A 25364-nucleotide genomic window follows, 5' to 3' on the forward strand; every position below is an offset into this window, starting at 1 on the left:
TAGACGAAGGAGATAGCCGTTTTCCTATTATTACGTATGTTACGAGTTATTACGAGTTAGTTTCAATTGCTTCTAATAATAAATCCACAATGTGAATTCCTCTCATTTTATGAGAAAGCCCTTCTCGCTCAATGCCCAATTTCATTTGTAATAAACAACCTGGATTTGCAGTAACAATGGTTGCTGCGTCTGTTTCATGCACACGGTCCATTTTGTAATCTAGAAATTCCATTGATAACTCTGAATGAACAATATTGTAAATACCAGCAGAGCCACAGCAGCGGTCCGCATCTTTCATTTCTCGATATGTTGCACCTTGGATAGCCTCTAGTAACATACGAGGTTCAGAAGATGTGCGCATAACATTGCGTAAATGACAAGAGTCTTGATACGTAATAACCTGCGGCGTGAGTCGTATGTCAGTTCGCTTATGGAAGTCTAGTTCTACTAGTATAGCAGTAATATCTTTAATCTTAGAAACAAACTGCTTAGCACGTTCAGCCCAATCCGGATCATCCTTTAAAAGATAATCATAGTCTACGAGGTAAGCTCCGCAACCTCCTGCATTCGTAATAATATAGTCGATGTTTAAATCTTCGAATGCTTTTATATTTCGCTTTGCTAATTCTTTTGCTCCACTCTTTTCACCAGCATGTCCATGCAATGCACCGCAACAACTTTGTGTTTTCGGAATAACAATATCACAACCAGCTAATTGAAGAAGTTTCATCGTTGCGTTATTTGTTTCTAAAAACATCGTATCCATTAAACAGCCTGCGAAGAATGCAACTTGTTTTTTCTTTGTACTTTCTGCAGGTAAAAATGAAGGACGATCTTTCATTGCTTTCATTTTAGGGACTTTTGGTAAAACGAGATCCATCGTTGCAAGTGTTTCAGGGAATAACTTCATAATACCTGTTTTATGTGTTAGCGTTTGTAAACCAGAACGTTGATAAAATCCGATTAGTCCGGTTAATGTTCGCATTCGATTTTGATGGGGGAATAATCCTTCAAAAACGACTTTTCGAACAGCTTTCACTGGCATTGAGAATTTTTTATTTTGATTAATAATATCTCGAGCCTCTTCTAATAAATGTCCATAATTTACACCAGATGGACAAACAGGCTCACAAGCACGGCAACCAAGACAAACGTTTAATGTATTTTCAACATCTTCATCTGGTTCGATTAAACCATCAACGACTGCTTTCATTAATGCGATACGTCCGCGCGGTGAATGTGACTCTTTATATCCGGATTGAATGTAGGTAGGACAAGTAGGTAAACAAAAACCGCATCGCATACAGTTTAGTAATTCATCTTCACTTAATCGTTCTTTAAATTCTTTTTGAATATTTTCTTTATTTAATGTGGTCATCGCTCAACCACCACTCTTTTTCGAGTGTCTTTCGCGAACATTTTTCCAGGGTTCATAATGTTGTTTGGATCGAAAGCCTGCTTTATTCCTTGCATAGCTGCAATACCTTCTTTACCTAATTTCATTTCTAAATATGGAGCTTTCATTGCACCAACACCATGTTCACCAGTAATTGTGCCACCAAGTTCAATTGCTTTCGCAAATATTTCAGCAAAAGCTTGTTCAGCTCGGTGCATTTCTTCTGCATTACGAGCATCTGTCATACAAGTTGGATGTAAGTTACCATCACCAGCGTGTCCAAACGTACAAATAGGAATATTATATTTTTTTGCAATGGCATTAATAGCTTCAACCATTGGAGCGATTTGTGAACGTGGTACAGTCGCATCTTCTAATATTGTAGTAGGTTTTAATCGTGCGAGCGCTGATAGAGCACTACGGCGAGCAGTACGAAGCGCATCTGCTTCTGTTTCATCTTTTGCAATGCGAACATCAACTGCATTCATAGTGCGGCAAACGTTAGCCATGTTTTCAATATCTCGATTGACTACTTCAGGCGGGCCGTCTTGTTCGATTAATAAAATTGCTTTTACGTCAGTTGGTAAACCGATTTGTGCAAACTCTTCTACAACTTCAATTGTCGGTTGGTCTAAAAACTCAAGGGTTGCTGGAATAATTTTATTTGCAATAATAGAAGAAACAGCACGTGCAGCTTCATTAATATCTTCATATAATGCAAGCATTGTTTTCTTTGTTTCAGGCATAGGAACAAGTTTTAATATAGCTTCTGTTACCACGCCAAGTGTTCCTTCAGAACCGATAAATAAACGAGTTAAATCGTAACCAGCTACATCTTTTGCTAATTTACCACCAGTGCGAATAATATCGCCATTTGGTAAGACAAGTTCAAGCCCCATTACATAATCACGTGTTACGCCGTATTTCAAACCGCGTAATCCACCTGAGTTTTCATTAATATTACCGCCGATTGTAGAAATTTTCATCGAGCTTGGATCTGGTGGATAAAATAAACCTTTTTCTTCTACCGCTTTAATAATATCAAGTGTAATGACACCAGCTTGTACAGTAATTGTTAAGTTTTCTTCATCAATTTCTAAAATATTGTTCATATGGCGGAAAATAAGGACGATACCGCCTTCAAGTGGACATGTTCCTGCGCAAAGATTTGTTCCAGACCCGCGCACATACACAGGAATTTTGTGAGTGTTACATACTTTTAACACTTCAGCTACTTCATTTGTATTACGAGGAGCAATGACTGCATCAGGCATTGCTTGGAAGTTTGGAGTGGCATCATAACTATAAGTTAAACGCCCCATATTGGATGTATCTACATTATCTTCGCCAACAATAGATACGAATGAATGAATAATTTGTTTTTCTAACATTGGAAATCCCCCTCAAACTGTTAACGTGTTTAGTTATAATAAACAACGTGGTAACAGTGCTTTCATTATAATGATAAAAAAGTCGAGGGATTCTTTCTATGTGTAATCATCTGAAGATTAATCTGTTTTATCGTTCTTTTTTGTATGATCATCTAATAGGAGGAGTGCGAAGTATAAAACGTTTAAGTCTTTGAATTGTTTTGGATCAAGTCCTGTATGTTCTTCAATCTTTTTTAGCCTGTAATGTAATGTGTTAATGTGTATATGTAATTGTTTAGCCGTCTGTTTATAAGATTGGTTATAATCGATAAATAAGCGCAAAGTATGCATAAGCTCAGGAAATGATAATAAGTTTTCGATGGTACGCTCTAGAAATTGTTCACGCGTTTCGGCAGAAATATCTTGTAAACACATTTCTAAACGTAAATCTTCATTAAATACAATTTTTTTCGTTTCCAATGATACAGAAAGAGCGCGTAATGCTTGTTCGTAACATATGTTCATATTGTTTGAGGTAACTGTTTGTCCAATCCCGATATATAAAGGAATAGAAAATAAAGTTTCGCAGTCTTGTTTTAACCGTTTTAAAAATTGATAAGTTTGCTCTTTGGAGCTCGTTGCTGTAAATAAAATAAAACGATCATTTCCCCAACGAACAAATAGATGCTCTTTTGTTAAAATATTACGTATGTGTTGCCATATTTTACGCTGGAGCATCGTGTCATTTTTGCCAATAGAAAACAAAATAAGTTGTTTTTTCTTATATAAATCAATGCCAAGTGTTTTGGCGCGATCAAGAAAACTCGGGGACCACTCTGTATTTTGAAGCCAATCAAAGACAAAAGCTTCATAAGAACGGTGCTCAAGTTCTAGTTGCTCTAAAAAGTAGTTTTCATGAATTAATAATTCGGTCATCTTACGCAATATTTCGCCGTAGCGTGAAATATTTTCAGGTTCTCCTGTAATTCCAATGACACCAATTACTTCATCATGAAATAATAAAGGAAGATTCATCCCAGCCTTTACACCTTGCAATCGCCTTTCATCTTCTTTTGTAATGATGACGGTTTTCTTTTGTTTGGCGCAGCGGAGTGCACCTTCATGAAATTGACCAATTCTTTCTGTATCTGTACTTGCGATAATAACGCCTTCTATATTAATGATAATAATATTTTCTGTAATTAGTCTGCGTACTTCTCGTACAATTTTATTCGCTAAATCAGGAAATAGCATAATTGACACACCTCAAATTCTATTTGTTGTACATTATATATGTAAATTGAGTAAGAAAGGAAAATTTCACACTTTCCACACATTTATTTGTTATTTTACAATTATAACGAAATCATCCGAAGATGGAGGGAATCTTTTGAGAAAGTATGTTTTTCTTCTCTGTTTTTTATTTCTATTAGTAGGGTGTCAAGGAAGTTCGTATACACCAATTGCTAAAGATAAAAATGTTATTATAACAACGAATATAAAAGAAGGCAGTATTAGTTTTATTGATAAAAAAGATAAAAAGTTAATCACGACATGGGAACTAAATGAGCCAATGGCCGGAATCACACTGCTTCCAAATGGTGAGGAAATACTTGTATACGGTAAGCAATTAGAATATATGTATGTATATTCACTAACGGAAGGAAGGCAAGTGGGAAAATATAAAACTGGAAAGGGCATTGTAAATGTGGTCGTATCAGAAGATAAAAAACAATTATTTGCTGCCGATCAAAATGTTCAAAAGGTAAGGTTCTTTACGATAAATGGGAAAGAGACAGGAAATGTTTCAACAGGCAAAGGACCTATAACGATGGTAGAGTATCATAATCGGTTATCTGTATTAAACTTTTATGATACGAAACTAACGACAATTGATACGAAGAAAAAAGAAGTTGTTCAATCCTTTATGATTCCACCAGCATCAACAGGAGCAACGATTAGTCCTGATGGGAAAGAAATATGGATTGGCGGACATGGTGATGGAAATCAAGTAAATGAGAAAGTGTTAGTATATTCTTTGCAGGATGGAGAAATGGTACGTTCTTTACATGCTCCATTTATGCCTGTGAATATAACGAAGGATAGTAAGTACGTATATGCATTAAGTCATGGGTCGAATACACTTAGAAAGTTTGATATTAGCACATATAAAGAAATAGCTTCTGTAGAAGTAGGATCAAATCCATTTGCATTTTTGGAGAGCGGAGCAGAAGGATATGTAGCCAGTTATGATAGTGATGAAGTGTGCGTTATGGATATGAAGAATTTGAAAATAAAACAAACAATTAAAGTCGGAAAAGGACCGTTTCAACTCATAGAGAGGGAAGGGAAGGACAATGAATAAATATAGAGTACTAGTTGTAGATGATGAAAGTGATATGAGGCAGCTTGTTGGAATGTATTTGGATAACTTTGGATATGAGTGGGGAGAAGCTGAGAATGGAAAAGAGGCTCTTAAAAAACTAGAAACGGATCATTATGATTTCGTTGTATTAGATATTATGATGCCAGAAATGGATGGACTTTCAGTTTGTAAAGAAATTAGAAAAACGTCAGATGTACCGATTATATTTTTAACCGCAAAAGGTGAAGAGTGGAATAGGGTGAACGGTTTACGTATGGGAGCAGATGACTATATTGTAAAACCGTTTAGTCCTGGTGAATTAGTTGCCCGTATGGAAGCTGTGTTAAGAAGATATACAAAACAAGAACAGCAAGAAGAGATTCAATTTGGACCAATTCTTATCAATGAAAAAAGTAGAAGAATCGAGGCGGATGGTGAGTCGATTTCTCTTACTGTAAAAGAGTTTGATTTACTATATTTTCTTTGCCAGCATACAGGACAAGTATTTAGCCGGGAGCAATTACTTGAAAAGGTATGGGGATATGATTATGCCGGAAGTACAAGAACAGTAGATACGCACGTGAAAACGATGCGCTTGAAGCTTGGAGAAAGTGGAAACTACATTCAAACTGTTTGGGGTGTAGGCTATAAATTCGAGGTGTAACGTATGTTTACAATGGTACAAAAACTTTGGCTTACAGTAGTATGTGCAGTATGTGTAACAGTGTCCTTTCTTTATTTCGTATCTTTATACTCGTATGAAAAACTATACGTTGATAATTTAAAAGGTTCATTAGTAATGGAAGGAAAAAATCTTGCTGCCCAATATGATAAGAACGAAGGAATATCAACTTTTGAAGAGAAAGTAAGATCGTTTGATCAAATATCTAGTTCAGACGTTATTTTCGTGTCTAATCCGCGTGATTTAAGTGCATGTTTGCCTTTTGATGTGCATCATCATTCCCTTATAAGTGAAGGAGATAGGCAAACGCTATTAGATGGGAAAACTGTGACAAAAATAGGATATGAAGAACATTTTGACCGTAATATTATGGGGGTTGTCATCCCTGTATTGGAAAATAAAAAATTAGTCGGAATTGTCTATTCGTATATTCCTTTAAAAAGTATAAAAGATTTAATCTATGATATGGGTCTTATTTTAGCACCGTTAGCAATTGCTATGATTTTAATTACTATATGGGTTGGAAGAAAAATTATAATTGCAATTACGAAGCCACTTTCGCAAATGGAACGGGTTGCAAATCATTTGGCTACGGGAGATTTCTCGGAGCGGATTACAGTTTCTTCAGAGGATGAGATTGGACGACTAGGAAAAGCATTTAATAAAATGGCCAATTCATTAGAAACAGAAGATGTAAAGCGTAAGGAATTTTTAGCAAATGTTTCGCATGAACTTAGAACACCACTTAGTTATATAAAAGGGTATAGCGAGGCTATTTTAGATGGCGTTGCCAAGGGACCGCAGCAGGAAAAAGTAACGCAGCTAATTCATAAAGAAGCAGGTCGTATGCAGCGTCTCGTTCATGACTTGTTAGACTTAGCACAATTAGAAGGTGAGCACTTTCCGTTAAAGAAGCAACCTATCGTTTTTTCACAGCTGATTGAAGACGTATTAGATACGTATGAGATTAAGTTTATAGAAAAGGAACTTCATATTTCAACCAATTTAAATCCAGAGATCATTGTCATGATTGATGAGGATCGTATGCAACAAGTGCTTCATAATGTGTTAGATAATGCGATACGGTATACAAATCAAAACGGAAATATCGTTATAACTTTAGAGCAAATCGATGATTACTGTGAATTGAAAATAAAAGATACAGGAATTGGCATTGATATAGAGCATTTGGAGAATCTTGGGGAACGCTTTTACCGAGTTGATAAAGCGAGAAGTCGTCAACACGGTGGAACAGGTTTAGGCCTTGCTATTGTGAAACAAATTGTTCATATACATGGTGGACATTGGAAAATTGAAAGTGAAAAAGATAAGGGAACAACGGTTATTATTAAACTGAATGTACAGGATGAGGGGGGCATGTTCTAATTTTTAGGACATGTTCTTTATATTGAAGAAAATATTTATCCCGCTATTTGCCGGACAGTAAGACCCTCACCTCAAAATTCAACGGAAGCAAAGAAGTTAGGTGGAGGCCCTGCTGTCCGTAAAAGCCCGATTGGTGAGGGCTAATAATCAGTGGGGGATGAACAAAACCCCTACTGATTAAAGTTTCACTTTATACGTAAAAATATAAATTAATATGTAATAAATATCGAAAATTTGACTATTTTATGAACAAAACATTTGTACTTCTTATCAATTCGGTCTAAAATAGTTATGATGCAAAGTTCTTATAAATCGTTTCAATTGTTGTTTGGAAGATACTGAGGTGATTTAACTGGAGTACAAATCTATTAAACCGAAAAAAATTTACGAAGAAGTATCTGAAGCTATTTTAACAATGATTAAAAATGGTACGTTAAAACCTGGTGACAAACTACTCCCTGTGCATCAATTAGCTGAGCAGTTTCAAGTTGGTAGATCTGCTGTTCGTGAAGCGCTAAGTGCGCTAAGAGCGATGGGCTTAATTGAGATGAAACAAGGAGAAGGTACATATGTGAAGAACTTCGATTCTTCTTCATTAACGAAATCATTAAACAATAGATTATTAATGAAGAAAGAAGATATTTTGAATTTATTAGAAGTACGAAAGGTGCTTGAAGTGGGGGCAGTTCGAGTAGCGGCGGCAAAACGTACGGAAGATAATTTACAAAATATGAAACATTGGTTAGATGAAATGGCAAAGAGCATTGGAGATGAAAAGGCTGGCGAAAAAGCCGATTTTCAATTCCATATGGGAATTGCAGAGTCTTCGCATAATAACATTTTGCTTGAACTCATGAATCATGTTTCAGAGATGATTGCTGAAACGATTGGTGAATCAAGACGCATTATTTTATATGGTGAACAAACGACATCAGAACGACTTATAGAAGAGCATCAAGTTATATATGATGCGGTGTTAAAACAAGATGTAGAATTAGCGCAGCAAGCAATGCTAGATCATTTAACAAATGTAGAACATATTGTCACAGGTAAAAACGATATAAATTCGTAATTTAATCTTTTAAAAATTTAATTTTCTGATAAAATAGAGAAAGATTAAGTAAGCGTTTTCTTTAGAAGAGGGAGAGGATAGGCCATGGTTGAGCCTATTTCTTCTCTACTCAGTCATCTGATGACCATATGTTTGTTGGCGAAGTTGTAAAAAGGGGGAGTAATAGTTATGAAAGTTACTTTATTTGTTACTTGTTTAGTCGATATGTTCGAAACAAATGTCGGCAAAGCAACAGTTGAAGTGTTGGAGCGTTTAGGTTGTGAAATTGAATTTCCAGAAGCACAAGTTTGTTGTGGCCAGCCTGCTTATAATAGTGGCCATGTAGAAGCAGCAAAAGAAGCGATGAAACATATGATTGAAACTTTCGAAGATGCAGAATATATCGTTACGCCATCTGGTTCGTGTGCGACAATGTTTCATGAGTATCCGCATGTTTTCAAAGATGATCCAAAGTGGGCTAAACGTGCACAAAAAGTTGCTGATAAAACCTATGAATTTACACAGTTTATTGTAGATGTTTTAAAAGTTACAGATGTTGGTGCAAGTTTACCAGGGATAGCTACTATTCATAAATCATGTCATATGACACGTATGCTCGGAATAAAAGAAGCACCAGGAATTTTATTATCAAATGTAAAAGGATTAACTGTGAGAGATTTACCAAACGTGCAAAATTGTTGCGGGTTTGGGGGAACGTTTTCAGTTAAGATGACTCCAATTTCTGAGCAAATGGTAGACGAAAAAGTAGATAGTGTAATGGAAACAGGTGCAGATTATTTAATCGGTGCAGATTGTGGGTGTTTGTTAAACATTGGCGGACGTATTGAGCGTTTAGGAAAAGAAGTAAAAGTAATGCATATTGCTGAGGTACTGAATAGTCGCTCATGAAGGGGGAACATAAGCTATGTCTATGAAAATCAGTGAGAAAAAATTTAATGATCGCGTTGGTGATGGAATTCAAGATTCGTTTATGCGCGGAGCAGTTTCTTCTGCACAAACGCGTTTATATACGAATCGCTTAAAAGCCGCAGATGAATTAGGAAACTGGGAAGAGTGGCGAGAACTAGGTGAACAAATTCGTCAACATACGTTAGAAAATCTTGATTATTATTTAATGCAGTTAAGTGAAAATGTATCAAAAAGAGGCGGACACGTGTACTTTGCGAAGACGAAAGAGGAAGCAGCAAAGTATATTCAAGACGTTGCCAAAAAGAAACAAGCGAAAAAAGTAGTAAAATCAAAGTCGATGGTAACAGAAGAAATCAGTATGAATCATGCGCTTGAAGAGATTGGCTGTGAAGTGTTAGAGAGTGACTTAGGAGAGTATATCTTGCAAGTAGATAACGATCCACCTTCACATATTATTGCACCTGCACTTCATAAAAATAGAACGCAAATTCGCGATGTATTTAAAGAAAAGCTAGGCTATGAAAATTCTGATGACCCGTATGAAATGACAAAGTTTGTTCGTAAACAACTTCGTGAGAAATTTATGGATGCAGAAATTGGTGTAACTGGTTGTAATTTTGCTGTTGCAAATACTGGCTCTCTTTGTTTAGTAACGAATGAAGGTAATGCAGATCTTGTTATGTCAATTCCGAAAACACAAATTGCGGTAATGGGTATGGAACGTATGGTTCCGACAATGGAAGAATTAGATGTTTTAGTTGGTTTACTATGTCGTAGTGCAGTAGGTCAAAAATTAACAAGTTATGTAACAGTAGCAGGACCAATTCAAGAAGAGGAAGTTGATGGACCTGAAGAATTCCATTTAGTTGTTGTTGATAATGGTCGCTCTCAAATTCTGGGATCTGAATTCCGTTCAGTATTACAATGTATTCGTTGCGCTGCTTGTGTTAATGTATGTCCTGTATATCGTCACGTTGGTGGACATTCATATGGATCGATTTACTCAGGACCAATCGGTGCGGTATTAACACCGCTTCTAGGTGGATATGATGATTACAAAGAGCTTCCTTATGCATCTAGTTTATGCGGAGCATGTACAGAAGCTTGTCCAGTAAAAATTCCATTGCATGATTTATTATTAAAACATCGTCAAGTTATTGTTGAGCAAGAAGGTCGTGCACCACTTGCAGAAAAACTAGCGATGAAAATGTTTAGTATGGGTGCTTCTTCAGCTGCTTTATATAAAATGGGATCAAAAATGGCACCAGCGGCAATGAGTCCATTTACATCTGGTAATCGTGTATCAAAAGGTGTTGGACCACTTAAAAACTGGACGGATATTCGGGAATTCCCAGCTCCAAGTAAAGAGCGATTCCGTGATTGGTATAAAGATCATAAGAAAGGCGGGGATAAATAATGACAGGATTAATTCAAAACCGTGATGCCTTTCTAGATAACATTGCAAAAGAACTTGGGCGCGCGCGTAAAACAGAAGGTGTAGAGCGACCAGTATGGAAAAGTAATGTGAATATAGAAACGTTAAAAGATTGTTCACAAGAAGAATTACTAGAAGTGTTTAAAAAGCAATGTACAAACATTCATACAACTGTAGTAGAAACGACAAATGACCGATTAGGTGAAGACCTTCAAAAAGTAATCATGGAAAACGGCGGTGGACCTATTTTATTATCAGCAGATGAGCGTTTTGATGCATATGGTTTAACATCTTTATTTAAAGAAGAACTTCCAAAGCGAGACGTTGAAGTAAACGTATGGGATCCAGAGAGAAAAGACGAAAATATGCGTTTAGCTGAAAAAGCGAATATTGGTATTGCATTTAGTGATTATACATTAGCTGAATCTGGTACAATTGTTGTACAAAGTCATAAAGGGCAAGGACGTTCTTTACACTTTTTACCGACTGTATATTTTGCTATTATTCCACGTGAAACACTTGTGCCTCGTATTACACAAGCAGTTCAGGATATGAACTTACGCGTAGAAAATGGGGAGACAGCGGCATCTTGTATTAACTTTATTACAGGGCCAAGTAACTCGGCTGACATTGAGATGAATCTTGTTGTCGGAGTACATGGACCATTAAAAGCAGTATATTTTATCGTATAAAAGAGGGGAAAGCAGGCCAGAAAATGGCCTGCTTTTTAGTAGAATAAAGGATAATATGAAGTAGAAGTTCTCTCCTTTTTTTGCTATGTTTTTTGGGAAAGGAGAGGAAGGGATGTTCACTTATTTATATGCACTGTTAGCAGGGATGGTGTTTGGTTCTTTTTTTATGCTAGTTGCGATGAGGGTTCCATTAGGTGCGTCTATTATTACCCCGCGTTCACATTGTTATTATTGCAAATATGTGCTAAGGCCAAAAGAACTAATCCCCATCATTTCATTTTATATACAAAGAGGCTGTTGTACGAATTGTAAGAGGAAAATTCCAATTATGTATGTAGCATTTGAATGTATAACAGGAAGTATATTTCTTCTTACCGTGTATATGATTGGAATAGAACGAGAGCTTATTATCATTTTATCCCTTTTTTCGCTACTTCTTATTATTTCAGTTACAGATTACTTATATATGTTAATTCCTGATTGTATTTTAATTTCGTTTGCCGTTTTACTCATTCTTGAAAGTGTTTTTGTACAATTAGTTACTTGGACAGATAGTATAGTTGGTAGTGGTGTTATATTCATTTTGTTATATTGCATGCAAAAGATATATCCAGAAGGGCTTGGCGGAGGTGATATAAAACTACTTTCATTACTTGGGTTTATAGTAGGAGTGAAAGGCGTTTTTATCATTTTATTTTTAGCATCTTGTTTCAGTCTTTGTTTCTTTGGGGTGGGTATCGTATTAAAACGTATAGAAGTACGAAAACCAATTCCATTTGGTCCTTTTATTAGTCTTGGGGCAATATGTTATGTATTGGCCGCATATTCAAATTAGAGAGGGAATAGAAAATGAACGTATATATGGATGATCAAAGAAGTTGCCCGTTCGGGTATGTGCCCGCAACTACAGTAGAATGTGCTTTGCAAATGGTTCGGGATTATGATGTGAATATTCTTTCCCTTGATTTTAATATGGGGTGGGGAGCAAAAAATGGACTGGATTTTGTAGAAGCTTTTTGTACAGATGGGTTATATGTAAATGAAATTCACCTTCATACGAATGATGTCATCGGTATGCACAAGATGAAACAGAGAATGGATAAGGGAAAGGAAGAAGGAGAAATTAATCCTCACCTTGTTGTTAAATACGTGGGAAGCTAAAAACTCCAAAGTAAAACTTTGGAGTTTTTAATGTTTCATATGTGCTTGTAAAGGAATAATCTCTTCTTGTTGAGCTGCTGCGATTTCAGTTTCTTCCTGTTGAACTTCAGGTGTTTTTTTTGTTAAGTAGTGGTATACCATACCGACAAATACTGATCCGCCAATAATGTTACCGATTGTAACAGGAATTAAGTTATGAATAGCACCTGAAAAAGAAATTGTCTCAGGATGTGGTGAAACTAAAGATAAAGCAAAGAGTGACAAGTTTGCAATACTATGTTCGTAACCAGATAAGAAGAATGTGAAAACAAGTAGCATCATGACCATTATTTTTGCCGTGTCGCCTTTAACCTGAGATGGTAAGAAGCAAGCAAGACATACGAGCCAGTTACATAAAATGCCTTTAAAGAATAACTGCATTGTAGGTGTGTTCATCTTTCCTTCAACGACTTTATTCATTAGGTGACCGTGATCAATTGCTTCAAAAATTCCAGTTGCGTAAAATAGTAAGGCAAAGAATAACGCGCCGGCTAAGTTACCTGCATAACAAGCAACCCAGTTACGAAGTGTATCAGAAATCGTTGTTTCTTTTCTTAAAGTTGCTACAGTAAAGTACATTGTGTTTCCAGTAAACAATTCAGCACCGCCATATATAATAAGTACGAGAGCAATCCCGAAAAACATAGAAGCAGCTAAATAAGTTGCTGGTGAATCTGCAATGTGAAAAAAGTTACCTAATTTAAAACATAGTACAATAATAAAACCGATATAAATACCCGCAAGTGCAGCACGAATGAAATATTGCATTGGGTTTGTATCTAGCATTTTCATTTTGCTTTTAGCCAGTTTGACAACATAATCTAGTCCTTGTTCTAGCATGAGTAATACGCTCCTTTAGTAAATCTTCTATAAATACTCCTTATATGAATAAAGTACATGGAATTGTTCTCACTTTCAATAAGTTTGTGCAATGTTTCACAAAAAGGACATACATACGTTAAGAAAACGTTTACAAAAGGTAGTATAATGGAATTTTTTCTGGACATTGAGAGGAAGAAAGGAAAAAGAAAAAGCGCTGTAATTACAGCGCTTTTTCGTCTAAATTCTTTTCTACTTTTACTTCTACTTCTTTTGAGAAGAACCAACCACCAACTGCGATTCCGACTAATACAATCCAGAATGTAAGCTTCCACGGAGTGGATTCTGGGAATGAATGTGGAATTACATTTAATGCAGGGTGTGCTAATGTATAAACTGCTAGCTTCACACCAACCCAACCTACAATTAAGAATGCTGCAGTTTCAAGTCCTGGTTTACGTTTTAAGATTTGCACGAATGCAGTTGCTGCAAATCGCATAATGATTAATCCGATAAGTCCACCTACAAAGATAACAACGAATTGCCCAGTATCTAGACTACCAATTGTACCTAATCCTGTTTTTGGTAAAGTCATTGCTAGTGCAACCGCAGCTAAAATTGAATCAACTGCGAAGGCGATATCAGCAACTTCAACTTTAAATACAGTCCACCAGAAGTTCTCTTGTTTTTTCTTTGCTTCTTTTTCTTCTGTTTCTTCATCTGTATTCTTTTTAACATATGTTTTAAATAAGTGATTACCAGCGATAAACATAAGGTAGATGGCACCGATTGCTTGCACTTGCCATACATCGACTAAGAACGAAATCATAAATAACGATCCAAATCGGAAAACAAATGCCCCCGCTAATCCGTAAAATAGTGCTTTCTTTCGTTTTTCTTCTGGTAAATGTTTTACCATAATTGCAAGAACAAGAGCGTTATCAGCCGCTAAAATCCCTTCAAGTGCAATTAGGATGAGTAATACCCAACCATACTCCAATAATAATGATACATCCATGTACATTCTCCTCTCATCTCTATAAGTTCTAAATAAGTGAAGAATTTCCCCACTATTTAGATTCCCCATACTCCTGCCTATTAACTTTGGAAGAATTTGGAAATGAATACAAAAAAGACCTCTGCCGTTAATAGGCAAAGGTCTTGCTAGACATATGTAATAAAAATGCCAACAAAGCCGGAAGAACTAAGTTCTACGTAATGACGACTTTGTTTCCAAGAAATATTCTTGGACGCTACTCCCCTTTGGAGATATGTTATTGTATTCTCATTATATGGATAATTGATACGGTTGTCAACCTGTTAAAATATCTTCATTAGGATATTTTATTTTCCGGTTCTTTTTACGAGCAAATGAAAAAGCCAATGTTAAAGGCCCCGTTTTCCCAAAAAACATCATAAAGATAATAATAGCTTTTCCGATTATAGTTAAGTGGGGCGTTAAGTTCATACTGAGGCCAACAGTCCCGAATGCTGAAAATACTTCGAAAGCACTCATCAATAGAGGAACTCGCTCAGTAATACTCAAAATTAAAATAGCAAAAAAGATAAATGAAATGGAAATAATAGTAATGGTTAATGATTTGACAATGAGAGTATCTTTAATGGATTTTTTAAATACGACAATATCCTCTTGTTCTTGTAAAAATTTAAATACGCCAAAAAATATGATTAAAAATGTTGTTAACTTAATCCCACCACCCGTTGAAGCACTACCAGCACCAATAAACATAAGGAGCATCATTAATAGGAGGGAAGGTTTTGACAATGTAGAAATATCAACAGTATTAAACCCGGCAGTTCGTGTTGAAATTGCTTGAAAATAAGAGGCCATTCCTTCTTCAAATGGGGTAAAACCTCTCATAGAAAGGGAGTTATGGAACTCGAATATAAAAATAAAAAGGGTAGCAATAATGTTGACGATTAGAGTAGAAGTGAGCATAAGTTTTGAATGTAGTGTAAGGTTTTTAAAGTTTTTCTTTCTTTTTATGTCTACAATTACTGTAAAACCAATTCCACCTAAAATGATGAGAGAGGAAATGACGAAATTGACAAGAATGCTATGAGAATGGGACATTAAATTATCGCTCCACACAGAAAAACCAGCATTGTTAAAGGCTGAGATTGAATGGAAAAAACTATAATAGATCCCTTTGGCAACCCCATATTTGGGTACCCATTCAAAAGAAAGAATTAAAGTAGCGATACATTCGACTGTAAAAGAGAATAAAAATAATGCTTTGGCAAGACGGATAACGCCGCCGATATTCGTTTGATTTAATGCTTGTTGTAATAAAATACGGTTTTGAAGACCGATTTTTCTTCCGAGCATAATAGCAATTAAGACCGCAAAGCTCATAATGCCAAGCCCGCCAACTTGTATAAGCGTTAAAATGACACATTGTCCAAATAAAGTAAACACTTTTCCAGTATCCACAACACCAAGCCCAGTAACAGTACAAGCGGAAACGGTTGTAAATAAGGCATCGAGCCATGAAATGGACGTTGTCGTAGCAATTGGCAGTTTTAATAAGCATGTGCCGACAACTGATAATACAATAAAAGATAAAGTAAGAACGCGGGGAGGGCTCATGCTAATATTAATCCGTTTCATGTCACATATTGCTCCTTTCGTTTTGCTTTGATTAGTATGTGAAAAAGCACTATTATGTATGTTGAAAATAGAAAGAGGCAGATAATATCTGCCTCTAAGCCATATGTTATATAATTATCCACGTAATTGTTGTTGAGCTAAAGCAACAAGACGTTTTGTTACTTCACCGCCAACTGAACCGTTAGAACGAGATGCTGTATTAGAACCTAAGCTTACACCAAATTCTTGTGCAATTTCATATTTAAATTGTTCAAGCGCTTGTTCTGCACCTGGAACTAATAATTTGTTTGTTTTTACCATGTTGATACACATCCTTATGAGTAGTCCAGTTCAGCTAAGTTCTTATCTAAACTGGTAACGTTATTTTATGTGGAAATGACATACTCATACGCGGAAGTAATCGGTGCGATTAGAAGTTCTTGGATAGAAAAAAAGAGTAGCAACTTTGCTACTCTTTTTTTAGTATTGTCGCTGTTCCTTCCACGACAATATCATCTGATTGATTATATATGTTTGTTTGCAACGTAATGATTTTTTTATCGTCACGCTTCTTAATAACCTCTGCCACAACGCGAAGTGTATCACCGATTTTGACAGGGGCACGGAATGAAACATTTTGGGATAAATAAATCGTATTTTTGCCTGGGAGTTTCGTTCCAAGGATAGTAGAAATAAAACTCGAAACGAGCATACCGTGAGCAATACGTTCTTTAAACATTGTCGTTTTTGCAAAAGAATCTAAAATGTGAATAGGATTCACATCTCCAGTCAATTTTGCAAAATTAATAACATCTTCATCTGTAATTGTTTTTGTAAGGGATGCTTGATCACCGACTTGAATCTCATCATAACGAAGCTCCGGAACAGTTTGTGCTTCTTGAAATGGATTCATTTTGTCCTCCTTCTTTTCCATATCGAAAAATGTTAGCCATCTTGATGTAGTAGGAGGAAGAAAGAGTTTTGTTTGTGCTGCAGTTAGCTCCCACATTTTTCTTACTTGATGGAAGTAAATAGATTTTTTGAGTTTTCCTCGAACTTTTTTGCGAGTTCCAACTGTTTTGACTTGAACTCTTCCAAAAAACCCTCTAACTGTTTTTGAGCCTCTTCACGTTGTAATTGTTGTTGCTCAATAAATTGTTTTGTTGTTTCTTCAAATTGACCGCTTGTTTGTGTAAGAATTGACAAAGATGTTTTTGTAGGAGAAACAGTCAGCTGCTGCATATGAGCAGAAAGTTCTTTCCACTTGTCTTGCCACTCGTTAATTTGATCATTTAAGGAGTTACCAGTTAATTGTTTCACGTAATCTGTATATTGGTTATTGAACTGAGCAGTGATTTGTTGTAGTTCTTTTTCTAGTTCATCTACTCCTGATGTTAATTTATGCAAAGCGTCTTGTTGTTGTTTTAATGTTTCTAAAGTAAGTTGCTCTAATTGTTTCCCAGCTGAAGAAAAAAGGGAAAGTGATTGAGACCAGTTTTTCCAAAATGCATCGACTAATTCGTATGGTTTAGTTTCCATTGTTTGACCCCCAAATGTTTTTTTGCATATTGTGAACGCAGATTACTCTGCTGTACCACCAGGTGAAGATGAAGAATCCTTTTCATCCTTTTCTGGAGAAGTAGAAAATGGAAAGAATGCATTGGTGTATAACGTGAAAAACGTCCGCAACATATTTTGATAATGTTCAAAAGAAGTCGCACATGTTGTTAAATATTGCTCTCCATATTCAGTTAAAGAATAAATTCTTTTTGCCGGCCCTCCATCGCTTGTATCCCAAGTAGAAGAAATAAGGTTTTCTTTTTCTAATTTGCGTAGTGTTCTATAAACATTACCTTGGTCAACAGAAGAAAAGCCGATATCCATTAGCATTTGAATAAGTTTGTAACCATGAAGACTCCAGTCTTTTAGACAGAGAAGTAAGAAGGGAACTAAGAAGTTTTTTGGCATGGAGTTTGGTTGTTTCGCTTGGTTGTTCTCCAAACTTTCGCGTTGTTCTGGTTCATTTTGTAGCATGATTGTGCATCACCTCATGAATCAGTTAGATGGAATTTTTTGCTTATAAGTGCAATTTACACCTATCTGTTTTTAAAGTCAACACATTTGTTAGAAAATAGAAAAAAATAAAATATAGACTTGAAGTTTTATTCAGAATATTAGAAAATAGTGAATAGGTTGAATTGTTTCAAAAAAGAAAAAGGGAGTGTAGGTAAAGTGATTGATCAAAAATTCGATCCACTACAAGCATGGAAAAATGCTTATGAACAAACCGAAACATTTTGGGGAAAAGCGCTCAATGAAACAATTAAAACAGAAGAATATTCTGCTTGGATGGGCAGCGTTCTAGATTTGAATTTGTTTTATCAAAAAGCATTAAATGATACGACAAAAAACTATTTAGAACAAGTAAATGTGCCGACGAAAGAGGATATCGCAAGAGTGGCTACGCTTGTTATTAACTTAGAAAATAAAGTAGATAACATTGAGGAGTTTCTAGAGGAGAAAGTAGATTCTTTAGGACAAGCTCCTACATTAAAGCGTGATGTGACAAAAGTGAAACAAGATATTCGTACGCTTGAAACAAAAGTAGATCAAATTTTAGAATTGCTAGAAAAGCAAAATGCAGTACTAGCTAAACTACAAGTACCTGTAAAAGAAGAGATAAAGCCTGCGAATAAGCCGGAAAATAAAAAATGATAAAAGCGCTTGTTTATAACAGGAAAAAGAGAGAGGGAGAATCTCTTTTCACATGTAAACGGCGAAACATAATTATATAGGGACTCTACAGTATGAGTACCAAAATGATTCATAACAATCGTTCACAAATTCATTTAAGGGGGAAAAGAAATGGTTCAATTAAATGGCAAAGTAGCAATCGTAACAGGTGGAGCAAAAGGGATTGGAAAAGCAATTACAGTAGCTTTAGCACAAGAGGGCGCTAAAGTTGTTATTAACTATAATAGCAGTAAAGAAGCAGCTGAAAACTTAGTAAATGAACTAGGAAAAGACGGACATGACGTTTATGCAGTGCAAGCGGATGTTTCAAAAGTAGAAGATGCAAACCGACTTGTAGAAGAAGCTGTGAATCATTTTGGTAAAGTTGATATTCTTGTTAATAATGCTGGTATTACAAGAGATCGTACATTCAAAAAGTTAAATCGTGAAGATTGGGAGCGCGTAATTGACGTGAATTTAAGTAGCGTATTTAATACGACAAGCGCGGTTCTTCCATACATAACGGAAGCGGAAGAAGGAAGAATTATTAGCATTTCTTCTATTATTGGTCAAGCAGGTGGATTTGGCCAAACAAACTACTCAGCAGCAAAAGCGGGTATGTTAGGATTTACAAAATCATTAGCGTTAGAACTTGCAAAAACAAATGTCACTGTAAATGCAATTTGCCCAGGATTTATTGATACTGAAATGGTAGCAGAAGTGCCAGAAGAAGTACGTCAAAAAATCGTTGCAAAAATCCCGAAAAAACGTTTTGGTCAAGCTGATGAAATTGCAAAAGGTGTAGTATACCTATGCCGTGACGGTGCGTATATCACAGGTCAGCAATTAAACATTAACGGCGGATTATATATGTAATGAAGTAAGAAAAAAGTGCATATCCATAGCAGGAATGCACTTCTTTTTTTAAGAAGGAAATCGACCAAAAAGGAGATAAAAAAATGACTACATTCGCAACAGAATGGGAAAAGCAATTAGAGCTATACCCAGAAGAGTACCGAAAAGCATACCGCCGAGTGAAAAGGGCGAGTGAAATTTTATTACGTGAACCAGAGCCGCAAGTAGGATTAACGCCGAAAGAGGTTATTTGGACGAAGAATAAGACGAAGCTTTATCGCTACATTCCAAAACAAGAAAAAACACAAAGAGTTCCAATTCTGTTAATATATGCTCTTATTAATAAACCATATATTATGGATTTAACTCCTGGAAATAGTTTAGTGGAATATCTAGTGGATCGTGGTTTTGATGTGTATATGCTTGATTGGGGCACATTTGGTTTAGAAGATAGTCATTTGAAATTTGATGATTTCGTGTTTGATTATATTGCAAAAGCAGTAAAAAAAGTAATGCGAACTGCAAAATCGGACGAGATTTCTTTACTTGGTTATTGCATGGGTGGAACGCTAACTTCTATTTATGCAGCACTTCATCCGCACATGCCAATTCGTAATTTAATTTTCATGACAAGTCCTTTTGATTTCTCTGAAACAGGATTGTATGGTCCTTTGTTAGATGAGAAATACTTCAATTTAGATAAAGCGGTTGATACATTTGGAAATATTCCGCCAGAAATGATTGATTTCGGAAACAAAATGTTAAAACCAATTACGAACTTTGTCGGTCCATATGTTGCTTTAGTAGATCGTTCAGAGAATGAGCGCTTCGTCGAAAGCTGGAGATTGGTTCAAAAGTGGGTTGGTGATGGTATTCCGTTCCCAGGTGAATCATACAGACAGTGGATTCGTGATTTTTATCAAAATAATAAACTGGTTAAGGGTGAACTCGTTATTCGCGGACAAAAGGTAGACCTTGCAAATATTAAGGCGAATGTCTTAAATATTTCCGGGAAACGTGATCATATCGCTTTGCCATGTCAAGTAGAAGCATTACTAGACCATATTTCTAGCACAGATAAACAATATGTATGTTTACCGACAGGGCATATGTCTATCGTTTACGGTGGAACAGCTGTAAAACAAACATATCCGACGATTGGAAATTGGCTTGAAGAGCGTTCTAATTAAAAATAAAAAATCCAACTAGCCTATGTTAGTTGGATTTTTTTATGGAAAATAACAAAACATAGAAAGGAGAAACTTATATTTTAGGAGTATAATTATGAAACTTATGAACGGTAAGTTGTTTTGGAATACAGGAGTTTCTGTACCTTGTTATCCACTGTTAGAAAATGATATGATATGTGATGTGCTCGTAGTCGGAAGCGGCGAAGCTGGTGCTCATATAGCGCATTCGTTAGCGAAAATTGGCATGAGTGTTACGCTTATTGAAAAAAGAGCAATTGGGTGTGGTAGCACAGCTGCTAATACAGGTTTACTACAATTCCTTCATGATAAATCGTTAACCTCCCTTATCCATACATTTGGTAAAGAAAAAGGGGTACGAGCATATAAGCTTTGTTATGAAGCGCTAAGAACAATGGAAGAGGTTATACCGACTCTTGATATTGATCCCCATTTTATTCCGCGAAATAGTTTATATTATGCAAGTAAAAGTGAGGATGTCTCATTTTTACAAGAGGAATATAATACGTTACAGAATTATGGATTTCCAGTTGAATATTTTACAGAAGCTGATATTAAGAAACGTTATTCTTTTGCAAAACAAGCAGCGTTATATACGCAAGGTGATGCTGAGGTGAATCCGTATTTATTAGCGCATAGTTTTTTGCATAAAGCAAACCAAATAGGAGCTAATATATATGAACATACAGAGGCAATACATATAAAAAAACGCCAAAATGATTTAATTTGTTACACGAAAACAGGAAATCAAATTGTAGCAAAGAATATTATTATGGCGACAGGTTATGAAGCGCTTTTTGGAAAGAAAGAAAAAAATACAACAGTAGAAACTTCTTATGCAATTGTAACAAATGAAATAGATCAGTTTGAAGGCTGGCATGAGCGATCGTTAATTTGGGAAACGGAACGGCCTTACTTATATTTTCGAACGTATCGAAACCGCATTATTGTAGGCGGATTAGATGAAGCGATGCAAATTCAAACAATCGGTGATACGAAATTATTGCATAAGCGTGATATCCTTATTAATATTGTAAAAGAGATGTTCCCGCAGTATAAAAATATACAGGCAGACTACTATTGGGCAGCCGCATTTGGTGGTACTCATGATGGTCTCCCCATTTTAAAAGAAGACGAAAAGATACATAATTTATTTTACGCATTGCCGTATGGAGGTAATGGAACTGTATATGGAATGGTCTTTGCCAAATTATTTGAACAGTTATTTACAAATAAAGAAAGGGAAGATTTTTCTTTATTTAATCGATAGAAAAAAGGTAGCGAAGTGATGGAATGAGAGATATAAAAAAGTTTTTACAAAAATTACGTCCAGTACAACTCATTGTTTTATTTTATTTATTAGCAGTAGTTGTATCGGTAATCTTGCTTAGTTTACCGTTTGTTACGAAACCTGGTGTGAAATGGACATTTATAGATGCCCTTTTTACATCGGTTAGTGCGGTAAGTGTTACGGGGCTGTCTGTTATTACGATTTCAGATACGTTTACTACAGCAGGAATTATTGTTTTAGCCCTTATTTTACAATTAGGCGGCTTAGGAATTATGGCGCTTGGTACATTTGTTTGGATCATTACGGGGAAAAAGATTGGTTTGCAAAGAAGAAGATTAATTATGGCAGACCATAATCAAGGAAATTTATCGGGTCTTGTAGAATTGATGCGTTCTATTTTAATTGTAATTATTTCGATAGAACTTATTGGAGCAATCCTATTAGGTACAAGATTTTTACTTTACTTTCCGACTTGGCAAGAAGCTTATTTTCACGGTTTCTTTGCAGCAGTTAGTGCGACTACGAACGGTGGATTTGATTTAACAGGACAATCGTTAATTCCGTATAAAAAAGATTATATTGTTCAAATGATTCATATGTTACTAATTATTTTAGGAGCGATTGGTTTCCCTGTGCTAATGGAAGTGAAACAATTCCTTAGTAAAAGAGGACAACAATTATTTCGTTTTTCATTATTTACAAAATTGACGACAACAACATTTTTTGCACTCGTTGTTGTTGGTACAATTATGATTTTTTTACTGGAGAGAAATCACTTTTTAGTAGGAAAGTCATGGCATGAAACGGTATTTTATACATTATTCCAATCTGTGACGACGCGAAGTGGTGGACTTGCTACGATGGATATACGTGAATTGTCACAACCGACGCTTTTATTTATGAGTATATTAATGTTTATAGGGGCATCTCCCAGTTCGGTTGGGGGCGGAATACGTACAACTACATTTGCTGTTAGTATATTGTCACTATACACCTTTGCAAGGGGCGGTAGAACAGTTAGAGTCTTCAAACGTCAGCTACATGAAGAGGATGTACTAAAAGCATCTGTCGTTATGACGATGGGGATTTTGTTATGTGCTACTGCGCTATTCATTTTATCTATTACGGAAAATGTACCGCTTATGAGCTTAATTGTTGAAGTTTGTTCTGCTTTCGGAACGACGGGACTATCAACAGGTGTTACGCCTGATTTAACAACTGTTGGGAAACTTGTACTCATTGTGCTTATGTTTATCGGACGCGTTGGTATTTTAACATTTATTTTAGCTAGTGGTGGAAGGGAACAACCACCTCGCTATAAATACCCGAAAGAGCGGATTATTATTGGATAGTATGAAACCATTCTACCTACGTTAGGTAGAATGGTTTTTTAGTCGTTAATGCCAAATTGTGGATGCATAAAAGCTTCATTTTTATTATCCACTTCGTTTTTTAGTAACTCTTGATTTTCTTCTGAAATCCACCCAATATCATTTGTCGGATGGATCCACTCATCGCCAGCCATAATGGCAGGATTTACTTCATCACTCCAATTGTTAAGCGGACTGTTCTCGGAATTATATTTACTGTCTCCAATTACAACATTATATTGATTCACAAAAGGTTGTTGCATCGTTTTTCCTGTTCCTTTAAAAGATGGAAAATTCATTTGATGCGGGAGCGTTTCGTCTAAAATTGGTGATTGAATCTTTTCTTTTTTCTTCAAAATTATCGCTCCTTTTTATAATGATTTCTTCATATGTAGTATTTCCATCTAACGCCCCTTATGTACTTGTTAACACTTGCCAGTAATAATTATTTTAAGTTGTTTCAAACTAGAGTAGAAAGTGATTTCTTGAGAGCAGGTGAATGTATTGGTAAAAAGAAAAGTGAAACAAAATGCGGCAATCAATAATAATAAAACTCCGAAAGAAAGCTTACCAGATGCAGAATTTGCATTAGAGTATGAAGGAGAAAATAGCGCAAAGTATGCTAATCGTAATTCAAAAAAAGGGAAACAAAAATGAGGCGTTTTTTACAAACGCCTCATTTTTTTGTGGGATTATAAAGGTTTGTTTAATTGTTTGTAAATTTAGTGTTTTCTATTAGCAGAAAAATGCGAAAAAACATAGAAGTAGCAACGTATTACACAAAAACAAACAACAAACAAAAGATTAATGTTGGTTTAATACTGCTTTTACACTAGTTGTTTATATTTGAGTTGTACATAAGATTTGTAAAAGGAGAGAGAAACAGTGAAAAAAACAATCTTTAAAGCTGTAGCGACTGGAATGGTATTTTCGTTATTAATGGGGTGTGGTGCAAAGAAGGAAGAAAGTGCTGGAGCGAAAGTGAAAGATGACAAATTATCTGGATCATTAACTGTTTACACAGCAATTGAAGAAGAGCTTGTACCAATTTATCTTGATTCCTTTAAAAAGAAATATCCTGATGTGAAATTGAACATTGTACGTGATTCAACAGGAGTTATTACTGCGAAATTGCTAGCTGAAGGGAAAAATACACAAGCAGATGTTGTATGGGGAACTGCGGCATCAAGTCTATTAGCTTTAGATAAAAAAGATATGTTAAAAGGATACTCTCCAAAAGGAGCAGATCGTGTTCTTCCACAATTTAAAGATGATAAGCAACCTGAAAAATGGGTAGGAAATACTGCATTTATGACGGGGATTGCTGTAAATAAAGAAGAGTTAAAGAAGAAAAATTTACCGATGCCAGAATCATATGAAGATTTAACGAAACCAGAGTATAAAGGAACACTTGTTATGCCACATCCAGCATCATCTGGAACAGGATTTTTAACAGTTTCTGCATGGCTACAAATCATGGGTGAAGATAAAGGCTGGGATTACATGAAGAAACTTCATGATAATATGGCAAGTTATACGCATTCAGGATCAAAACCAGCGAAATTAGCAGGAGCAGGTGAATATCCAGTCGGTGTATCAATGGTTTATAGTGCTTTAAAAGAGAAACAAAAAGGTGCACCAGTTGAAGTTGTACTGCCGAAAGAAGGATTAGGGTGGGAAGTAGAAGCGAACGCACTTATTAAGAAAGATAATGCGAAAAATGATAAATTAGCACAAGCATTTTTAGATTGGGCAATTACTGATGATGTAATGAAGTTATACTTTGAGAAAAATGGATTTGCGACAATTAAAAATGATTATAAACTTCCAGAGGGATTCCCGAAAGATGTTACTGAAAAATTATATAAAAAGAATGACTTTAAATGGGCAGCAGAAAATCGTGACAAAATTTTAGAAAAATGGGAAAAAGAGTTTGGCCAAAAAGCAGAACCGAAAAAGTAAGTGAGTGG

At 35.7% G+C, this 25364-nt stretch carries 27 protein-coding genes and 1 riboswitch; of the genes, 16 read left to right on the forward strand and 11 right to left on the reverse strand.

Annotated features, from left to right (window positions below; genetic code table 11):
- Positions 1-49 precede the first annotated feature (49 nt).
- From ACQRBL_RS06260 to ACQRBL_RS06270, 3 genes are all read right to left on the reverse strand, one after another.
- The gene (locus tag ACQRBL_RS06260; RefSeq protein WP_411995806.1) at positions 50-1378 is read right to left on the reverse strand and encodes a (Fe-S)-binding protein; all 1329 of its coding nucleotides are present in this window, start codon (positions 1376-1378) and stop codon (positions 50-52) included.
- Entirely contained in the window at positions 1375-2787 is a 1413-nt protein-coding gene (gene glcD / locus ACQRBL_RS06265; RefSeq protein ID WP_411995805.1) for a glycolate oxidase subunit GlcD, read from the reverse strand. The genes ACQRBL_RS06260 and glcD overlap by 4 nt, the downstream gene beginning before the upstream one ends.
- A gap of 117 nt (positions 2788-2904) precedes the next feature.
- On the reverse strand, positions 2905-4020 hold the full coding sequence (locus ACQRBL_RS06270) for a CdaR family transcriptional regulator (protein WP_000898640.1): 1116 nt from the start codon (positions 4018-4020) through the stop codon (positions 2905-2907).
- A 136-nt stretch (positions 4021-4156) separates the two neighbouring features.
- On the opposite strand from ACQRBL_RS06270, the gene ACQRBL_RS06275 reads away from it, so the two are divergent.
- The 9 genes from ACQRBL_RS06275 (at position 4157) to ACQRBL_RS06315 (ending at position 12468) form a co-directional block, all read left to right on the forward strand.
- Positions 4157-5131: a YncE family protein gene (locus ACQRBL_RS06275; protein ID WP_001234156.1), complete on the forward strand. Its 975-nt coding sequence runs from the start codon at positions 4157-4159 to the stop codon at positions 5129-5131.
- Entirely contained in the window at positions 5124-5795 is a 672-nt protein-coding gene (locus ACQRBL_RS06280) for a response regulator transcription factor (RefSeq protein WP_001046397.1), read from the forward strand. Before ACQRBL_RS06275 ends, ACQRBL_RS06280 begins: the two co-directional genes overlap by 8 nt.
- Before the next feature lie 3 nt (positions 5796-5798).
- Positions 5799-7199, forward strand: a complete 1401-nt coding sequence (locus ACQRBL_RS06285; RefSeq protein WP_411995804.1) for a sensor histidine kinase — start codon at positions 5799-5801, stop codon at positions 7197-7199.
- A 382-nt stretch (positions 7200-7581) separates the two neighbouring features.
- Positions 7582-8271, forward strand: coding sequence for a FadR/GntR family transcriptional regulator (locus tag ACQRBL_RS06290; RefSeq protein WP_254904515.1), 690 nt, complete (start codon positions 7582-7584; stop codon positions 8269-8271).
- 168 nt (positions 8272-8439) lie between these two features.
- The gene (locus ACQRBL_RS06295) at positions 8440-9159 is read left to right on the forward strand and encodes a (Fe-S)-binding protein (RefSeq protein ID WP_000869147.1); all 720 of its coding nucleotides are present in this window, start codon (positions 8440-8442) and stop codon (positions 9157-9159) included.
- 16 nt (positions 9160-9175) lie between these two features.
- Complete coding sequence (locus tag ACQRBL_RS06300; RefSeq protein ID WP_000061930.1) at positions 9176-10597, forward strand: LutB/LldF family L-lactate oxidation iron-sulfur protein; 1422 nt, start codon at positions 9176-9178, stop codon at positions 10595-10597.
- On the forward strand, positions 10597-11307 hold the full coding sequence (locus ACQRBL_RS06305) for a LutC/YkgG family protein (protein WP_000147182.1): 711 nt from the start codon (positions 10597-10599) through the stop codon (positions 11305-11307). The genes ACQRBL_RS06300 and ACQRBL_RS06305 overlap by 1 nt, the downstream gene beginning before the upstream one ends.
- Positions 11308-11419: 112 nt before the next feature.
- Positions 11420-12142 carry a prepilin peptidase gene (locus ACQRBL_RS06310; protein WP_000495719.1) on the forward strand — a complete coding sequence of 241 codons (723 nt, stop codon included), beginning with the start codon at positions 11420-11422 and terminating at the stop codon, positions 12140-12142.
- 14 nt (positions 12143-12156) lie between these two features.
- Entirely contained in the window at positions 12157-12468 is a 312-nt protein-coding gene (locus ACQRBL_RS06315) for a cyclic-phosphate processing receiver domain-containing protein (protein WP_023521462.1), read from the forward strand.
- Positions 12469-12495: 27 nt separating this feature from the next.
- Here ACQRBL_RS06315 and ACQRBL_RS06320 read toward each other — a convergent pair whose 3' ends face one another.
- The 7 genes from ACQRBL_RS06320 to phaQ form a co-directional block, all read right to left on the reverse strand.
- Positions 12496-13347 carry a formate/nitrite transporter family protein gene (locus ACQRBL_RS06320; RefSeq protein ID WP_411995803.1) on the reverse strand — a complete coding sequence of 284 codons (852 nt, stop codon included), beginning with the start codon at positions 13345-13347 and terminating at the stop codon, positions 12496-12498.
- 202 nt (positions 13348-13549) lie between these two features.
- Positions 13550-14344 (reverse strand): TerC family protein, encoded by a 795-nt coding sequence (locus tag ACQRBL_RS06325; protein ID WP_000383326.1) that lies wholly within the window; start codon positions 14342-14344, stop codon positions 13550-13552.
- Positions 14345-14434: 90 nt separating this feature from the next.
- Positions 14435-14600: riboswitch (yybP-ykoY riboswitch) on the reverse strand.
- 38 nt (positions 14601-14638) lie between these two features.
- Positions 14639-15958, reverse strand: a complete 1320-nt coding sequence (locus ACQRBL_RS06330) for a TrkH family potassium uptake protein (protein ID WP_411995802.1) — start codon at positions 15956-15958, stop codon at positions 14639-14641.
- A gap of 114 nt (positions 15959-16072) precedes the next feature.
- Positions 16073-16258 carry an alpha/beta-type small acid-soluble spore protein gene (locus ACQRBL_RS06335; RefSeq protein WP_000241212.1) on the reverse strand — a complete coding sequence of 62 codons (186 nt, stop codon included), beginning with the start codon at positions 16256-16258 and terminating at the stop codon, positions 16073-16075.
- 148 nt (positions 16259-16406) lie between these two features.
- Positions 16407-16850: a MaoC family dehydratase gene (locus tag ACQRBL_RS06340; protein ID WP_001067916.1), complete on the reverse strand. Its 444-nt coding sequence runs from the start codon at positions 16848-16850 to the stop codon at positions 16407-16409.
- 101 nt (positions 16851-16951) lie between these two features.
- Positions 16952-17476, reverse strand: a complete 525-nt coding sequence (phaP, locus tag ACQRBL_RS06345) for a polyhydroxyalkanoic acid inclusion protein PhaP (RefSeq protein ID WP_000448592.1) — start codon at positions 17474-17476, stop codon at positions 16952-16954.
- Positions 17477-17518: 42 nt separating this feature from the next.
- A complete protein-coding gene (gene phaQ / locus ACQRBL_RS06350; RefSeq protein ID WP_000939954.1) occupies positions 17519-17971 on the reverse strand; it encodes a poly-beta-hydroxybutyrate-responsive repressor in 453 nt (150 codons plus the stop codon).
- 198 nt (positions 17972-18169) lie between these two features.
- On the opposite strand from phaQ, the gene phaR reads away from it, so the two are divergent.
- From phaR to ACQRBL_RS06375, 5 genes are all read left to right on the forward strand, one after another.
- Positions 18170-18652 carry a polyhydroxyalkanoic acid synthase subunit PhaR gene (gene phaR / locus ACQRBL_RS06355; RefSeq protein WP_000566941.1) on the forward strand — a complete coding sequence of 161 codons (483 nt, stop codon included), beginning with the start codon at positions 18170-18172 and terminating at the stop codon, positions 18650-18652.
- A gap of 150 nt (positions 18653-18802) precedes the next feature.
- Entirely contained in the window at positions 18803-19546 is a 744-nt protein-coding gene (locus ACQRBL_RS06360) for an acetoacetyl-CoA reductase (protein WP_000250407.1), read from the forward strand.
- A gap of 83 nt (positions 19547-19629) precedes the next feature.
- Positions 19630-20715, forward strand: coding sequence for a class III poly(R)-hydroxyalkanoic acid synthase subunit PhaC (gene phaC, locus ACQRBL_RS06365; protein WP_000206336.1), 1086 nt, complete (start codon positions 19630-19632; stop codon positions 20713-20715).
- A gap of 94 nt (positions 20716-20809) precedes the next feature.
- Positions 20810-22003 carry an NAD(P)/FAD-dependent oxidoreductase gene (locus ACQRBL_RS06370; RefSeq protein WP_000772526.1) on the forward strand — a complete coding sequence of 398 codons (1194 nt, stop codon included), beginning with the start codon at positions 20810-20812 and terminating at the stop codon, positions 22001-22003.
- Between the two features lie 23 nt (positions 22004-22026).
- Positions 22027-23376: a TrkH family potassium uptake protein gene (locus ACQRBL_RS06375; protein WP_001204706.1), complete on the forward strand. Its 1350-nt coding sequence runs from the start codon at positions 22027-22029 to the stop codon at positions 23374-23376.
- A 38-nt stretch (positions 23377-23414) separates the two neighbouring features.
- Here the strand turns inward: ACQRBL_RS06375 and ACQRBL_RS06380 are convergent, their stop codons facing one another.
- The gene (locus tag ACQRBL_RS06380; RefSeq protein WP_142306875.1) at positions 23415-23750 is read right to left on the reverse strand and encodes a DUF3905 domain-containing protein; all 336 of its coding nucleotides are present in this window, start codon (positions 23748-23750) and stop codon (positions 23415-23417) included.
- Positions 23751-23898: 148 nt separating this feature from the next.
- Here ACQRBL_RS06380 and ACQRBL_RS06385 point away from each other — a divergent pair, with 148 nt between their 5' ends.
- Both ACQRBL_RS06385 and ACQRBL_RS06390 read left to right on the forward strand, forming a co-directional pair.
- Complete coding sequence (locus tag ACQRBL_RS06385) at positions 23899-24051, forward strand: hypothetical protein (RefSeq protein ID WP_000240799.1); 153 nt, start codon at positions 23899-23901, stop codon at positions 24049-24051.
- Positions 24052-24279: 228 nt separating this feature from the next.
- The gene (locus tag ACQRBL_RS06390) at positions 24280-25356 is read left to right on the forward strand and encodes a putative 2-aminoethylphosphonate ABC transporter substrate-binding protein (protein ID WP_000750893.1); all 1077 of its coding nucleotides are present in this window, start codon (positions 24280-24282) and stop codon (positions 25354-25356) included.
- Positions 25357-25364: the final 8 nt, after the last annotated feature.

Origin of the sequence: Bacillus sp. AF62 (assembly GCF_050312695.1) — a bacterium.
GTDB lineage: Bacteria > Bacillota > Bacilli > Bacillales > Bacillaceae_G > Bacillus_A > Bacillus_A cereus.

Bases quoted from the DNA above. Each gene is read 5' to 3' on its own strand.
- ACQRBL_RS06330 (WP_411995802.1), bottom strand. From the start codon at position 15,958: ATGAAACGGATTAATATTAGCATGAGCCCTCCCCGCGTTCTTACTTTA.
- ACQRBL_RS06300 (WP_000061930.1), top strand. From the start codon at position 9,176: ATGTCTATGAAAATCAGTGAGAAAAAATTTAATGATCGCGTTGGTGAT.
- ACQRBL_RS06375 (WP_001204706.1), top strand. From the start codon at position 22,027: ATGAGAGATATAAAAAAGTTTTTACAAAAATTACGTCCAGTACAACTC.
- ACQRBL_RS06260 (WP_411995806.1), bottom strand. From the start codon at position 1,378: ATGACCACATTAAATAAAGAAAATATTCAAAAAGAATTTAAAGAACGA.
- glcD (WP_411995805.1), bottom strand. From the start codon at position 2,787: ATGTTAGAAAAACAAATTATTCATTCATTCGTATCTATTGTTGGCGAA.
- phaQ (WP_000939954.1), bottom strand. From the start codon at position 17,971: ATGCTACAAAATGAACCAGAACAACGCGAAAGTTTGGAGAACAACCAA.
- phaC (WP_000206336.1), top strand. From the start codon at position 19,630: ATGACTACATTCGCAACAGAATGGGAAAAGCAATTAGAGCTATACCCA.
- ACQRBL_RS06295 (WP_000869147.1), top strand. From the start codon at position 8,440: ATGAAAGTTACTTTATTTGTTACTTGTTTAGTCGATATGTTCGAAACA.
- ACQRBL_RS06280 (WP_001046397.1), top strand. From the start codon at position 5,124: ATGAATAAATATAGAGTACTAGTTGTAGATGATGAAAGTGATATGAGG.
- ACQRBL_RS06320 (WP_411995803.1), bottom strand. From the start codon at position 13,347: ATGCTAGAACAAGGACTAGATTATGTTGTCAAACTGGCTAAAAGCAAA.
- ACQRBL_RS06315 (WP_023521462.1), top strand. From the start codon at position 12,157: ATGAACGTATATATGGATGATCAAAGAAGTTGCCCGTTCGGGTATGTG.
- ACQRBL_RS06310 (WP_000495719.1), top strand. From the start codon at position 11,420: ATGTTCACTTATTTATATGCACTGTTAGCAGGGATGGTGTTTGGTTCT.
- ACQRBL_RS06305 (WP_000147182.1), top strand. From the start codon at position 10,597: ATGACAGGATTAATTCAAAACCGTGATGCCTTTCTAGATAACATTGCA.
- phaP (WP_000448592.1), bottom strand. From the start codon at position 17,476: ATGGAAACTAAACCATACGAATTAGTCGATGCATTTTGGAAAAACTGG.
- ACQRBL_RS06325 (WP_000383326.1), bottom strand. From the start codon at position 14,344: ATGGATGTATCATTATTATTGGAGTATGGTTGGGTATTACTCATCCTA.
- ACQRBL_RS06370 (WP_000772526.1), top strand. From the start codon at position 20,810: ATGAAACTTATGAACGGTAAGTTGTTTTGGAATACAGGAGTTTCTGTA.
- ACQRBL_RS06335 (WP_000241212.1), bottom strand. From the start codon at position 16,258: ATGGTAAAAACAAACAAATTATTAGTTCCAGGTGCAGAACAAGCGCTT.
- ACQRBL_RS06270 (WP_000898640.1), bottom strand. From the start codon at position 4,020: ATGCTATTTCCTGATTTAGCGAATAAAATTGTACGAGAAGTACGCAGA.
- ACQRBL_RS06285 (WP_411995804.1), top strand. From the start codon at position 5,799: ATGTTTACAATGGTACAAAAACTTTGGCTTACAGTAGTATGTGCAGTA.
- ACQRBL_RS06340 (WP_001067916.1), bottom strand. From the start codon at position 16,850: ATGAATCCATTTCAAGAAGCACAAACTGTTCCGGAGCTTCGTTATGAT.
- ACQRBL_RS06360 (WP_000250407.1), top strand. From the start codon at position 18,803: ATGGTTCAATTAAATGGCAAAGTAGCAATCGTAACAGGTGGAGCAAAA.